This window comes from Paenibacillus sp. FSL H8-0261, from assembly GCF_045040645.1.
Taxonomy (GTDB): Bacteria; Bacillota; Bacilli; order Paenibacillales; family Paenibacillaceae; genus Paenibacillus_AQ.
The window spans coordinates 3,755,060-3,768,816 of record NZ_CP150297.1; the positions used below are offsets into that span (position 1 = coordinate 3,755,060).

The window sequence follows — 13,757 nt, forward strand, 5'->3', positions numbered from 1 at the left end:
ATTATCGCAAAAAAAATTAGGTTGTACAATTGTAGGAGTTATTTTTCAGTAATACAGGAACGGTTTATAAAAAAATGGTGCAGATCTAAGTATCCTAAGATACTTGATCTGCACGCCCTTCCTCACCCAAATGATCAGTCTCATTCATGGTGAATTACGACTCTTTATTTCACAAAACTTTTTAACACATCGTCAATAATTTTGCCACCAGCGTTAGCACCACTGTATAGCCAACTGCTTGTTGAGCTCATTTCATGTACATTACCAGCTTTTACAGCCGGGATTCCTTCCCAAATTGCACTGTCCAGAATCTCCGAACCCTCAGTCTTATCACTATTTACAAGGATAATATGATCTGCTGTCAGCTCAGAAAGCTTCTCTAGCGAAATTGGATTCCAAGTAGCTCTTGTACCAACAGGAATTTCTGTTACTAAGTTAGGCAGCTTTACACCAAGGTCTGTATATAATACAGCACCACTGCTGCGGGTTTCGTCTACAATATAGAAGTTCTTTTGTACCAACCATAAAATCGCCACGGACTCATCTCCAATAGCTCCTTTAAGCTTTTCTTTCGCTGCAGCCGCCTTGTCTTCATAATCTTTAATGGCTTTCTCTGCTTCAGGGGTCTTGTTCAGAATTTCACCAATCTTGAGTAGCGATTTACGCCAATCTTGATTTAGCTTATCCCCAATCACATAAGTCGGTGCAATCTTATTCAGTTGGTCATAGATACCATTCTGTACAGATGACTCCGATGGGATGAGGATAAGATCCGGAGCGAAGCTGGTTACTGCCTCGAGCGGAAGATCGTAGCTGATCGTAGGAACTTCCTTCAATTCAGTGGACAGATAATCTTGAATACCATTAGTCACGGACCATTGCGCTACTGGAGTCACACCTAGAGTCACCAAAGCATCCTCCAAATAAGAACCCAATACACGTTGTGGATTAGCTGGAATCGTTACTTCATGTCCCATTGCATCCGTTAACGTCTTAGGAGCTGCAGGAGCTTCTGTAGCTTCAGCAGTAGGTGCCGTCGCTTGGTCTGTTCCTGCGTTTGAAGCGTTACCGGGATTATTATTACCGCAAGCGGATAAGAATAGCATCATCACCATTAATCCGATCATCGTTAATTTCATGCTTCCAAATCTTTTTCTGTTAAACAAAAACATTAAATACCCTCCTAGTGTGTACATCCTATGTTATTCAAAGGTGTTGACTACCTCAGTCTCACTTTTAAATGATATTGATTCTCATTCTCTATGTCAACATATAAATTTTAAATTTTGTGTATTTGCAATAATTTCCTTCTTAAAAATACAAAAAAAGGCTATATTCCGAACGTTCCGGATATAGCCTCTCCTTAATGATCCATTATTTATTCAAATGATATGGGACAGTCGCAACTACAACATCTTTTGAATTCATTAGATACGAACGGATTAAAAAGCTGGTCTGATTATGAAGTACAGCTTGCCACCAATGCTTAGTTATAAACTGTGGAATCAGAATCGTGATATGATCCGTCGCTGCGGTCTTCCACTCCACTGTATCAATAAATTTCACTAACGGACGAATAATACTGCGATATCTGGAACGAAGTACAATCAGGCGTACACCCGGATTCCATTCCTCCCACCGTTGCTCCATTTTTTGAATGTCCTCTTCATCAAAGCCAACATACACGGCTACAACATTATCCGTTAGAGACTTGGCATAGCTGATGGAATGTAGTACAGCACGTGTTACACCCGCAACAGGAACAACAACCGTACTGCCTTTAATCAAAGGTTTATCTGTACTCGGGCATATACGAAGCTGATCTGCAGTGTTCAAATAGTGCTTGTGAATCCGGTGGAACACGAACATTACAGCAGGTAAGAAAATGAAAGCCATCCATACGCTTGAGAATTTAGTGATGATAAAAATAAGCGTAATCGTCAATGTAGTCAGCATACCGATGGTATTTACAACAAATCTTTTTTTCCATCCCGCTGGTTTTGTTTTAAACCAATGAACCATCATTCCTAGCTGTGACAATGTGAAAGGAATGAATACACCAACCGCATAAAGTGGAATCAAGCTTTCTGTATTTCCGTGGAATGCAGCTACAAGCACAGCAGACAGAACACCTAGAAAAATAATACCATTAGAGAAACCTAGACGGTCTCCACGAACCATAAAAGCATGTGGCATATATTTATCTTTTGCAAACATAAATGCGAGCAGCGGGAACGCTGAGTAAGCTGTATTAGCTGCCAAGAACAAAATTACTGCTGTGATACCTTGAATGAAAAAATATAAGGTTCCGCGGCCAAAGGTCGATTCAGCGATCTGTGAAACAACCGTTGCCTTTTCATCAGGCACTATGCCGTACCAATACGCCAGTAGTGTGATACCTGTAAACATAAATCCAAGTATAACCCCCATAACCATTAAGGTCTTGGCTGCGTTCTTTTCAGCTGGTGCTTTAAAGTTTGGAATGGCATTAGATACAGCCTCTACACCCGTAAGTGCCGAACAGCCAGAACTGAAGGCTTTTAATAGTAGAAACAAACTAACATTAGAAACAGCAGAGCCAATTTCAGGGACATTCGCATGTACGCCACCTGCTGCATATTTAATAATACCGGAGATAATCAACACTACAATCGACACTACAAACAAATACACTGGGATTGCGATGAATGAAGCTGATTCTGTAACTCCGCGAAGATTAATCAAAGTAAGTAAAATAATAACTGATACTGCAATAAGAACGGTGTGATTATGAAGACTTGGAAAAGCCGATGTGATCGCATCCGTCCCTGCCGACGCACTAACAGCTACGGTCAGAATGTAATCCACTAACAAAGACCCTCCTGCTAAGAGCCCCGTCGGAACACCAAGATTACTCTTGGCAACGATGTAAGCTCCGCCTCCCTGAGGATAAGCGTAAATCGTCTGCCGATAGGATAAAATCAGGATGGCCAGCAGGCCCAATACGGCTAATGCAATTGGCAGGGAATACCAGATGGCAGTAAACCCCGCAGCCACCAGTACAATCAAAATTTGTTCCGTTCCGTAGGCTACAGACGAGAGCGCATCAGAAGACAGGACAGCCAGTGCTTTAACCTTGGATAACTTTTCATGATCGAGTTCGTTCGACTTCATCGGACGCCCGATCAATAGTCGTTTTACCTTGCTTACCATGGTGGATACAGTTCCTTTCTTTGGGAGCTGAAACGGAATTTCCGCGCGCTGTTTTCATTGGTGGATTTCATAAATGCAGACACTAAAAATAGCATACGGAAATGATCCGCATGCTATGCATGGTCATTATCCCACCTTTGCTTACGAGGTTAGCTGGCGGATTCGGGCTGTGGTTTAGCCCTACGGTATAAGTCTAATCGACCCATTCCGATTCACCCCATTGGCACATATGCCAAGTTTGGTTCCCCCGTTTTTCCTAAGAAAATTCAGCGCATATTCAACTTCTCACAAGGTCTAATATTAGTCTACAAAGTGTATACAGTAAAGCGTTGAAAAAAATGAAAAAAGAATGAAAAAACATCCAGTAAGCGCAAATACAGCGTCTTATTGGATGCTCTCTTTCATTCTCTTCAATTATCCCTCTGGATCGTGTTTTTAATCACTTTTCACATTTTTTCGGATCATTTAAAATTAAAAAATCAAAATCCTAAACTTTCCTCTGTATCTAACTCCATCACTTCTTCTTCCTTGCGTCCGTACCAAAGTAAAATGCTAATTAAAGCAAAAGCGATTAATGCAAGGAAAGGAATCGTAATGAATCCAAAAAAGTTCAAGTAATCCTTATTACAAGGAACACCAATTGTACAAGGAAGCACTTTACTTAACGCAGGAATCTTCTGCTCCGCATAATGATAGATCGAGATACTGCCACCAATCAAGCTTAGTGGAAGTACATATGGGATAATCCTTTTATCCCCTCGAAAGGTTGCAATTCCCAAGAGGAATAACTGAGGATACATAAAAATTCGCTGGAACCAGCAAAGCTTACAAGGTTCATATTTCAATACTTCGCTCAGATACAAGCTACCAGCAACAGCAACTAAAGAGACGAACCAGGCCAGATACAGGCAGTTACGCTTGCAAAAAGATAGGAACTTTGTCACTTTGCCTCCACAGCTTTTGCGGCGTCGTTAATCTCAGTTGAAATCGCTTCAATGTTAAATGGATCCGCAGTCATTACTCCATTGATATAAAGGGATGGTGTAGTCGTCACCCCAGCTTCACTAGCTAACTGCATACCCTTATTCAGCTCATCTGCATACGTACGATCCTTAATATCTTTACGAAGCAGTTCGTAATCGATAGCTAACTTCTCTTTCTCCGCAAGGCTTACTAAGAAATCTTCAGTCGCCCATTCTTCGCTCTCATCACCTTGCTGAGCATATACAGCATCATAGAACTTCCAGAATTCATCATGATTCTGATGGTAAACAGATAATGCAGCAAGTGAGGCAGTTTCAGAGTCTGGACCAACGAAAGCCATATTTACAAAGTAGAGCGCTGCTTTTCCCTCGTTGACAAAATCTTGAACAATTTTCGGTTTAACTGAAGTTGCAAATTGGGAACACGCTGGACATTTTAAGTCTCCAAATTCAACAATTTTAACAGGTGCATCCTCTTTACCGACTCTAGGTAGCTCACTGTAATTGAATGCTACTGGTTCTCCCGAAGTGGCATTTTTTGCGGCATCTTTCGAAGCTAACATAAACAATCCAACAAAAATGATGACTACTAAAGCTATTGAACTAATAATTAAAATTCTCGTCTTCTGCTTTTGCTGCTCCTGTTCTACCCGCCGTTTCTCTTGTTTGCTAAGCTGGGGAACGCTTGTACTTTTATTAGGTTTACTCAAGGAAAGTTCCTTTCTGTCCTCTGTGGACTAATGTAGTTTTTATCATATACATTTAAAATTATATAATTTTTAATCTCTTTTTGGCAAACAATACTGTAAAAACGCTGTAAAAAAGACACAGCGCTATAGCACTGTGTCCTAATATTACTAATAAGTTCGTTATGCACCAGCTTCTTCAGTCAATAGCTGTAACTTCAGCAGCTTAATTCGAGAAATCCGCTTATTATCCGTTTCTTCCACAATAAACAGATGATCATCAAATTCTACAGACTGTCCTTTTTGAGGTGGATTAACCTCCAATTTAGAATACAGCCAACCGCCTATCGTATCATAATCCTCAGTATCCATATGGAGCCCCAAAAGATCATTGATCTCTTCAATAAGCATCAAGCCGTCGATGGAGTGTTCATCCTCCCCCAGCTTCTCAACACCAGGACGTTCTTCATCGAACTCATCCTGAATTTCTCCTACAATTTCCTCCATGATATCTTCCAGCGTAACCATTCCTGATGTTCCACCGTACTCATCAATCAGAATGGCGATTTGTGTCTTTGCGCGCTGCATGACTTTCAGCAAAGCACTAATCTGAATAGATTCTGGTACGGTTAGTATAGGACGAATCAATTTATTATAGCTTTGTTCACGATCCCTAATTAAGTCCTTGATATGAATGAAGCCTAGGATATGATCCTTATCACCATCACAGACTGGGTAACGCGTCCTCATTCCATCAAAAGCAATCTCAAGGTTCTCTTCTGTTGAAAGATGATTATTCAGACAAATCATTTCTGTTCGAGGAATCATGATCTCACGGGCCATTGTGTCCACAAATTCAAAAATATTGTCAACCAGCGCCATTTCGGTATTATCAATAAAGCCGCTTTTATTACTTTCTTGCATGATAATACGGATTTCTTCTTCCGTATGCGCCGTTCCCAGCTCTGAAGCAGGGGATAAACGGAAGATCCGTAATAAACCACGTGCCAGCCCATTTACGATCCAAATCACTGGATACATGATCTTGTAAAACACATTCATCGGCCCAGATGTTAGCAAAAGGACAGATTCAGCCTTGTTAACTGCAATAGTCTTAGGTGCAAGTTCTCCTAGTACGATATGCAAGATAGTGATAAACATTAGAGCAATAATCAAAGATACAACATTAACAGCGGTTACTCCAAAACCTATACTTCCTAATAAGGGCCCAACAAGGTTAGCTATAGCGGGTTGCCCCAACCATCCTAGCGCAAGTGAAGCCAATGTAATACCAAGCTGACAGGCGGATAGATAACCTTCCAAGTTGCGTACGATGCTTCTCGCTTTTAAAGCTTTTTTACTACCTTCTTCAATAAGGGTATCAATTCTACCGCTTCGTACTTTCACCATTGCGTATTCGACTGAAACAAAAAATCCATTTAATAATACCAACAGAATAATAAGACCTACGTGTAATATACCGGGTAAAGGGTCGCTCAATTTATAATCCTATCCATCATTCTCCGTACGGATGGATAGGCCCACCTCCTTCGTTTTTTCAGAGTATCGGCAAGAAGCTTGCCAGTTGTTCCTTTCAGTATCAATTTCCCAATGGTTTCATCTCCAGTCTGGAATCACGTTTTTGAATATATACTTTATTATATTAATATATTGGGGCAAACCGCAAGCATGCGTGTCCTTTCGAAAAAAAATGGGTCTTTATTCCCCTTATTATTCCAAAATATCAGTATGTATAAAGAAAACCCCTCACCGTTAAGTGTTGGGGTTCATCCAGAAATATAAGGACTTGATTAGCGACAGTTTCTTGTTGTTGGAGGATTACCGATCACTCCAGGGTACTGGTAAGTAAGGGGCTCATCAAATGTAGCATAATCAAAATAAATCATAAGTAATACAGTACGTTGACCAGTTACTGGGTCACTAATAATAATGTGGTCACGGCCCGCAGCTTCCAGCACACCCTTGTAAACTTTGGCATTCCACTCTTTGTTATTTTCATAAGTAAAATAAAATGTACCTACTTTGCCTAAATTCAGTCTGAAAATATTTTCGATATACGATTGTTCAAACTGTTGAGGTGGGTTTTGAACTACAACCCCTCCTGGTGTCATCGGACTTCCGCTGCTAACTTGTGGCGGCATGCTACCCATGCCTTGCATTCCTTGCATTCCTGTAGACATTGGCATTTGCATACCTGAAGAAGAAACACTACCAATAGTATAAGTGACGGGACGGTATGGTTGAACGATCATTTAATGAAACCTCCTAAATGTTTATCGGAGCAGTTGCTCCCTTTGGACACAAAAGAACCTTTACACTAGCTTACTGAGAGAATTACTCATAATAATGAGTAATTCTCTTTTACACAGTTACCCTGTTAATTACCAATAAATACAGCCGGGCAATCTTCTCCAGTCGGAGTAAAGAAGCAATGAGCTTTAAAGCGGCCTGTGTTTTGTTGGTTATACCAGGTTGGAGGGCAATCTCCTACAGGACGGAAGAACCATAAAGCATTGGTCGCTGGCCATGTTCTTTCACCTGCAATTGCACGTTTAGCAAGACGAATGTCTGCTTCTCTTGCTCGTTGATAGAAGTAGCTTTTCTGCGGGGCTTCGAATCCTCCTGGACTTTGATAGACCATGTCATTCACATTACGAATGTTCAAAAAATCAAGGCAATTGCCAAGAATCCGGTTGACACCAACATTGCCGACCATAAGCATACCGAGATCTCCATCTTCCTCAGCTTCCGCTCTCATCAACCGCGCTAGCACCTTCACATCTTCCGAGTTCGTTTTGATGACGGCCACGCTGTCTCCTCCTTGGGGTTGCTTCGTTAACAACCTCGTTCTTAACTGCATGGTGTATTGTATGTGCATTAGCCCAAGAGGTGACAGTTCCAACCTAATTTTAAAGCCATTTGCTTTCCGTTAGCTTCTTAATAGTCCGCAAATAAAAACCATTCTCTCTGCTCCGTTGAATGGAACAGAAGAATGGTTTAAGAATGAATGTATAGCTAATGACTACTCCGCTGTGGAGTATTGTGGTTGTCGCTCAAATCCGTGATATCTGGTTCCTTGATAAGTAAGCATGCCTTTATCGCCTTCTGCACTCATTCCATATTCATGGCCATCTACTTTAAATTCAATTCGACTGCCCCCATTCAATTCGTACGTTAAGTAGTAGGTTGTACTCGTACGACTTGAACCATTATCTTCTTGAACCTGCTGCTGTCTTATTTCACTCCGCTTGCTGACGATACGGGCAGGGATGGTTAGCATGGGTGAGCTATTGTTCCGGCTCCATTGAAGCAAACCCCTGCCTGCTGATACTGCAAGAATACCAACCATTACAATGAGAAAAATTGGCATCACTGTTCCAGAGAAATCAAACATCCATGAAAGATCCGGGCCCATTCCCATGACATTTTCCCCCTTCATACCCATTAATTCAACCCTTAACTTAACTTCAGGCACTTCTGTACATGTATATGCCTCTTCTAGTCCAGAAAGCATTAAATTAGTGAGACTTCATGCAAAAAGACCACTTCGTTTTCTTAGAAATCAAGAAATCGAGTGGTCTTTAATCATAATTTCGAGTGATCAGATTAAGCATGAACGAGGTCTAGCAATTGCTTCGTTTCGTCAGTCTCAACATCTAACATACCATTGTCTGCCCAGCATGCTCTGCATTGTTCTTCCGTTTCACACAGGTGAGCGTCATCACAGTTGTAGCAAAGTTGCAGCAGGTTTCTTGTCATATAATCTGTTTCAAAAGTTTTCATTGTAATCTCTCCTATTCGAAAGTTAAGTTTGTGAAAATTTGAACTTGTTCTATGTGTTAAATATATCACACGATCATTTAAATGTCATGTGATTTTTTTCACATCTATAAAGAAAATTTTAATTAAGTTTTTTCCTTATATTCAATCAATCAAAAACATATTGATTTAGAAGTTCATTCTTATTCAAAAAAAGCTGTTTCAAAAGTATTATCCTCTACTTTTGAAACAGCTTCACTTCACTTTACATCACACGCCAACTAATCCCACCATTTGTAGTTTGTAAGAGGAGCGAGCGTTTTTGTTCTTTTTTCTCAAGTAAAAGCCATCCCACCTCTGTGGAAATAAACTGCATCTTAATCGTCTCAGGATATTCCTCAAGCTTAGACTGCAGAACACTGCTCTCCTTTAGAGGGAGCCAAGTTTTCCCTTGGTTAGCGGTATGGTAAAGAGTATCACCAATAATGGCCCAACCAACTTGCGAATTCAGAAACGTCGGAGCGCTCTGATGATTCCCTCCGGTTGGACTCTTTAATTCAAATGGTGTAAATTTCCAGTTATCTCCACCATTAGCGGTAAAGTAACCATGGTAAGTAATCGTCTTATCTTTATCATTTTGGCAGCCCACAGACATCCAACCATTAGTCTTACTAGCATCGAAGAACTCTGGTTTGCCAGTAATGACTCTGTCACAGCTTTCCAGTTGTTCATTTACCAGAAAAGACTGTCCTGGATTCCAACTCTGACCACCGTCCTTAGTTATAAAGATCTTAGGAAGGGCACCGGTCTGCAAAGTCACAAATCCTTCTACACGACTCTTGAAGATCATTCCAGTACTTACACCTGTGAACGGGATCGAATGATTGGGAAGGTTCGGATTATACTGTTCATTCTGCATCACTTCTTCCCATGTGGCCCCACCGTCTGACGTTGAATAAATCGCCTTGCTTTCCTTATTAGGAGTAGCGTTCGCAGAGGTCATTAGCCATCCCTGTGTTGGTGAATTGAAATAAACGGAAGATACATTATTATCATCACCTAATGAAGAGATTTTCCAGCTTTTCCCTCCATCTGTGGTTCGTAGCACTATATTCTCTGTTGTACCAAAAGCACTTCTTATAATCCAACCATGATTAGAGTCAGTAAAAAAGATACCTTTTCCATAGACAGGTGTGGACAGGAACTGCACATTGGGTGCAGGAGAAATATTAGCCCAGGTCGCCCCGTTATTATGGGTAACGTACAAACGAAGTTCATTTTTTGTTACACCCCATACCATGCCCTCTGTCTCACTAAGCAGATGAAAACCCGTAATTCGAGTTTGAACCTGATATTTCGGGCCACTCTCTTTGTTAGTATCGTTACTTGGTGGTGTAATCAGAGTAATCGTCTGTCCTTCTTCCGGTGCTTCTGTAGGCTGTGGCTGTGGAGAAGGCTCCGGTGGTGGTGAAGAACATGCTGAGACTATCCACGCTAAAAAAAATAGCATCATAAACATTCTTAGAGTTTTCAATCCAGCGGTTCTAGATGTCAATGCCCTCTCTCCTCTCAATTGGAATCTTATTTATGATTTAACTTACTATTACGGTAGCCGTATAGAAAATAGATCAGAAGTCCAAGACTCGTCCATATCAGAAACCCAATCCATGTCTCACTTCCTAGATTATACATCAAATATCCGCATGTTGCCGCACTTAGCAATGGAATGAAGGGTACCCAGGGTACTCTGAACCCTCTTTTCATATTGGGATGAATAACACGCAGGGCAATTACCCCCAAAGAAACGACAAAGAAGGCAAACAGTGTTCCAATGCTTGTTAAGTTAGCCAATCGATCCAAAGGAATAAAGCCCGTTAATACAGCTATAATGATCCCAACCATCCACGTACTACGAATAGGTGTCTGTGTTTTAGCATTGATCTTAGACAATCCTCGTGGTAGAAGGCCATCACGTGAGATTGCGAATAACAGTCGGGTTTGACCGAACAGCATTACGAGCAGTACGGTGGTCATTCCCGCAATAGCTCCAACAGAGATTAGGCCCGCTATCATATCTTGATTTACAACACGAAGCGCATAAGAAACGGGATCACTAACATTGAGATCCGTATACGGTATAATACCTGTTAATACAAGTGAAACTAGGATATACAATACAGAACATATAGCAAGGGATGAAATAATCCCTATAGGCAAATCACGCTGTGGCTGCTTTACTTCTTCTGCAGCAGTCGATAACGCATCAAAACCTATATAGGCAAAGAAGACAGTTGCCGCACCGTTTACAACACCTTGATAGCCAAAGGGTAGAAATGGAGTCCAGTTCTCTGGTTTAACATAGAAAAATCCAGTTACGATAAACAAAAGCACTACAGCTATTTTGATAACGACCATAATCGCATTAAAACGAGCAGTCTCTTTAGTTCCCCGAGTTAGTAAGTAGGAAATTAGTAAAATGATTATTACTGCTGGTAAATTAATAATGGTACCTGCTTCCGCATTATACGCCCCGGATAGTGCTGTAGGAATATGGATACCAAAGCCCTCTAAAAGTCCCTGCAAATAGCCTGACCATCCACTGCTTACTGCAGCTGCTGCAACGCCATACTCTAACACAAGGTCCCAACCCAAAATCCAAGCGAGTAATTCTCCAAAAGCTACATAACTATAAGCATAGGCACTTCCGGAGACCGGGATGGTCGATGCAAACTCTGAATAACAAAGGGCTGACAGCACGCAAGCAAACGCGGCTAACAGGAATGAAATGACAAGGCCAGGACCAGCGTGTTCTGCTGCCGCTACTCCTGTCATTACAAAAATACCAGTACCAATAATCGCTCCTACACCTAACATGGTTAGATCCAGCGCACCAAGTGTTTTGTTTAACTTGGTTGCACCCGAGTTTGAAGGTGCGATTAGCGGTTTTTTGCGAAATAAATCCATTCTCACATTCTCTCCTGTCTAGTCTTGTTGTCAAATTGATTAGAGAATTTCTATTAAGTATGCCCAAAATGGGGTAATGCATTAAATAAGACCTGCTTGAAAACAATATCGTTAGCGATTATGATGGACAAGATTAAAAGCTAAAAATTTTAATTACTGAGGAGATGGAATCATGGCCCCCCCGAAACCCAATCGTGTCGTAGTCATTGGTACTGGAGCAGTTGGTACAACAACAGCCTATACATTACTGCTACGGAGACGTATGCCTGAGCTCGTACTTATTGACGTTAATCAAAAGAAAGCCCTTGGAGAAGCATTGGATATGAATCACGGCATGCCCTTTGTTGGTGGTGTGAAGCTATGGGCTGGTACATATGAAGATTGCCGTGAAGCGGATATCATCATTGTAACTGCCGGTGCATCACAAAAACCGGGTGAAACCCGGATAGATCTTCTCCGCAAAAACATTTCAATTTTCAAAGATATCGTTCAAAAAATCACCAAATATAATCAACATGCGATACTACTTATTGCTACTAATCCTGTAGATATTTTGTCATATGCCACTTTGAAAATAAGCGGTTTTGATCGCAGAAGAGTCATCGGTTCCGGAACGGTGCTGGATAGTGCACGTTTTCGCTACCTGATTGGACGCCACAAAGAAATTGATCCACGCAGTATTCATGGTCAGATTATCGGGGAACATGGAGACTCGGAACTTCCTGTTTGGAGTCTAGCGAATGTTGCCGGGATTGATCTCGGTTTTGACGAAGCAGAACAAGATGAAATATTCCAGGATACTAAGAATGCCGCTTATGAAATTATTGATGCCAAAGGCTCAACCTCTTACGCAATAGCATTAGCACTAGATCGTATTGTAGTATCCATTCTTCATAATGAAGGCTCTGTATTGAACGTATCTACTTTATTGAATAATTATAACGGAGTTTCGGATGTCTACCTTGGCGCCCCTTGCGTCGTAGATCGGTCCGGTGTACGAGAAGTACTAGATCTTCCATTAAATGAGACAGAACGAGCTCTATTCCAGAAATCTGCCGAGAAGCTTAAAGCTGAGATAGCTAAGCTAGAACTATAAGCAAATGAATACATGGGGCTCTCCCTGTTGTCATGATACATGGCCGGGGATAGCCCCTTTTTCACGAAAAGAATTGCACTTTGAATTCTATCAAATCTGGACTTGCAATTTCGACATGGCTTCTTCCTTCTCACGGCTCGTGATATGCGTGTAAACCGTTGTTGTCTGAATGGAAGAGTGCCCCAGTAGCTCCTGAACCGTCCTCAGATCCGCACCTTTTCGTAGCAGCATGGTAGCGAAGGAATGTCGTAGCTTATGGCTGGAATAGGGTCGACGTTGTGCAGCAGGCACATCCCTTTGGAAACGATCGAAGGTGTCCGCAGCGATTTGCTGAATGCCACGTATGGACAGCCTGCGTCCTTTTTGTGAAATGAACATAGCTTCCTCTTTACTGCGCCAAGGATTTAAACGTTCTTCAATCGCCAGATCGAGAAAAGGTACCACATCCTCTGGAATCGGTACATTACGCCATTTACGTCCCTTACCGAACACTCGAAGGGAATGTCTCTCTACATTATAATCACTTAAATTAAGTGTGTGGACTTCCCCCACCCGAAGCCCCATATAGGACATCAGTAAAAAGACTGCTAAATTACGACCTTTGTATTTCCCATCTATAGAAGACAAAAATCGCCCCAGATCACCTTCATCTAAGTAGACCGGTTCGCGATTGATCTCAGTTTTAGATTTCTTAATCCCAGCTGCAGGATTGGTTAGAAGCAATTCCAGCTCAATTAATGCCTTAAAAAAACAGTTAATTGAGGCATGCTTCCGGTTACGGGTAGCATCACTTACACCACGTTCACGCACTGACGTAAGAAAAGAAATAACATGTAGCTTCTTTACGGACTCTAGCTTTTTACCATTCAGACTTTCTAAAAACTGTTTTACATCCACTAAATAGGATTTCTGCGTATAGGGAGTGTAACCGGCATCCTTCATCCAGATTAAAAAAGCCTCAAGCCCCTCTTCGTAGTCTTCACTCCACTCATTCATGGCTTCGAGCCTCCCTTGTTTTCGACAATCTATTGTACCATAGAATAGCTACAAGAATTA

Annotated in this window: 13 protein-coding genes and 1 riboswitch; of the genes, 1 reads left to right on the plus strand and 12 read right to left on the minus strand. The window is 41.4% G+C overall.

All coding sequences use genetic code 11. The features are described from left to right. Positions 1 to 164 precede the first annotated feature (164 nt). From MHI27_RS16590 to MHI27_RS16640, 11 genes are all read right to left on the minus strand, one after another. Positions 165 to 1,172 (minus strand): ABC transporter substrate-binding protein, encoded by a 1,008-nt coding sequence (locus tag MHI27_RS16590; RefSeq protein ID WP_405174235.1) that lies wholly within the window; start codon positions 1,170 to 1,172, stop codon positions 165 to 167. Between the two features lie 202 nt (positions 1,173 to 1,374). Next, the gene (locus MHI27_RS16595) at positions 1,375 to 3,192 is read right to left on the minus strand and encodes an APC family permease (RefSeq protein ID WP_076298722.1); all 1,818 of its coding nucleotides are present in this window, start codon (positions 3,190 to 3,192) and stop codon (positions 1,375 to 1,377) included. Between the two features lie 123 nt (positions 3,193 to 3,315). Next, a riboswitch (cyclic di-AMP (ydaO/yuaA leader) is annotated at positions 3,316 to 3,474 on the minus strand. Positions 3,475 to 3,671: 197 nt separating this feature from the next. Beyond that, a complete protein-coding gene (locus MHI27_RS16600; RefSeq protein WP_042128176.1) occupies positions 3,672 to 4,136 on the minus strand; it encodes a disulfide oxidoreductase in 465 nt (154 codons plus the stop codon). Beyond that, positions 4,133 to 4,885, minus strand: a complete 753-nt coding sequence (locus MHI27_RS16605) for a thioredoxin domain-containing protein (RefSeq protein ID WP_042188642.1) — start codon at positions 4,883 to 4,885, stop codon at positions 4,133 to 4,135. Before MHI27_RS16605 ends, MHI27_RS16600 begins: the two co-directional genes overlap by 4 nt. 159 nt (positions 4,886 to 5,044) lie before the next feature. Next, positions 5,045 to 6,361 (minus strand): hemolysin family protein, encoded by a 1,317-nt coding sequence (locus tag MHI27_RS16610; RefSeq protein ID WP_042188644.1) that lies wholly within the window; start codon positions 6,359 to 6,361, stop codon positions 5,045 to 5,047. Between the two features lie 311 nt (positions 6,362 to 6,672). Then, positions 6,673 to 7,134 carry a spore coat protein GerQ gene (gerQ, locus tag MHI27_RS16615; RefSeq protein ID WP_076283593.1) on the minus strand — a complete coding sequence of 154 codons (462 nt, stop codon included), beginning with the start codon at positions 7,132 to 7,134 and terminating at the stop codon, positions 6,673 to 6,675. A gap of 125 nt (positions 7,135 to 7,259) precedes the next feature. Further along, on the minus strand, positions 7,260 to 7,691 hold the full coding sequence (locus MHI27_RS16620; RefSeq protein WP_076283592.1) for a cell wall hydrolase: 432 nt from the start codon (positions 7,689 to 7,691) through the stop codon (positions 7,260 to 7,262). A 213-nt stretch (positions 7,692 to 7,904) separates the two neighbouring features. Then, complete coding sequence (locus MHI27_RS16625; protein WP_042194012.1) at positions 7,905 to 8,297, minus strand: DUF2500 domain-containing protein; 393 nt, start codon at positions 8,295 to 8,297, stop codon at positions 7,905 to 7,907. Between the two features lie 191 nt (positions 8,298 to 8,488). Next, positions 8,489 to 8,665, minus strand: a complete 177-nt coding sequence (locus tag MHI27_RS16630) for a hypothetical protein (protein ID WP_179085723.1) — start codon at positions 8,663 to 8,665, stop codon at positions 8,489 to 8,491. Positions 8,666 to 8,906: 241 nt separating this feature from the next. Next, a complete protein-coding gene (locus MHI27_RS16635) occupies positions 8,907 to 10,196 on the minus strand; it encodes a WD40/YVTN/BNR-like repeat-containing protein (RefSeq protein WP_405174236.1) in 1,290 nt (429 codons plus the stop codon). Positions 10,197 to 10,222: 26 nt separating this feature from the next. Then, positions 10,223 to 11,605 carry an amino acid permease gene (locus MHI27_RS16640; protein ID WP_076283591.1) on the minus strand — a complete coding sequence of 461 codons (1,383 nt, stop codon included), beginning with the start codon at positions 11,603 to 11,605 and terminating at the stop codon, positions 10,223 to 10,225. A gap of 172 nt (positions 11,606 to 11,777) precedes the next feature. Here MHI27_RS16640 and MHI27_RS16645 point away from each other — a divergent pair, with 172 nt between their 5' ends. Beyond that, positions 11,778 to 12,701 (plus strand): L-lactate dehydrogenase, encoded by a 924-nt coding sequence (locus MHI27_RS16645; protein ID WP_042188714.1) that lies wholly within the window; start codon positions 11,778 to 11,780, stop codon positions 12,699 to 12,701. A 90-nt stretch (positions 12,702 to 12,791) separates the two neighbouring features. Here the strand turns inward: MHI27_RS16645 and MHI27_RS16650 are convergent, their stop codons facing one another. Beyond that, entirely contained in the window at positions 12,792 to 13,697 is a 906-nt protein-coding gene (locus tag MHI27_RS16650) for a tyrosine-type recombinase/integrase (protein WP_076283590.1), read from the minus strand. Between the last annotated feature and the right edge of the window lie 60 nt (positions 13,698 to 13,757).

What these genes read in the sequence shown, in the direction of transcription:
- MHI27_RS16590 (WP_405174235.1), bottom strand. Translation starts at nt 1,172, where the DNA reads ATGTTTTTGTTTAACAGAAAAAGATTTGGAAGCATGAAATTAACGATG.
- MHI27_RS16595 (WP_076298722.1), bottom strand. Translation starts at nt 3,192, where the DNA reads ATGGTAAGCAAGGTAAAACGACTATTGATCGGGCGTCCGATGAAGTCG.
- gerQ (WP_076283593.1), bottom strand. Translation starts at nt 7,134, where the DNA reads ATGATCGTTCAACCATACCGTCCCGTCACTTATACTATTGGTAGTGTT.
- MHI27_RS16625 (WP_042194012.1), bottom strand. Translation starts at nt 8,297, where the DNA reads ATGGGCCCGGATCTTTCATGGATGTTTGATTTCTCTGGAACAGTGATG.
- MHI27_RS16630 (WP_179085723.1), bottom strand. Translation starts at nt 8,665, where the DNA reads ATGAAAACTTTTGAAACAGATTATATGACAAGAAACCTGCTGCAACTT.
- MHI27_RS16640 (WP_076283591.1), bottom strand. Translation starts at nt 11,605, where the DNA reads ATGGATTTATTTCGCAAAAAACCGCTAATCGCACCTTCAAACTCGGGT.
- MHI27_RS16645 (WP_042188714.1), top strand. Translation starts at nt 11,778, where the DNA reads ATGGCCCCCCCGAAACCCAATCGTGTCGTAGTCATTGGTACTGGAGCA.
- MHI27_RS16650 (WP_076283590.1), bottom strand. Translation starts at nt 13,697, where the DNA reads ATGAATGAGTGGAGTGAAGACTACGAAGAGGGGCTTGAGGCTTTTTTA.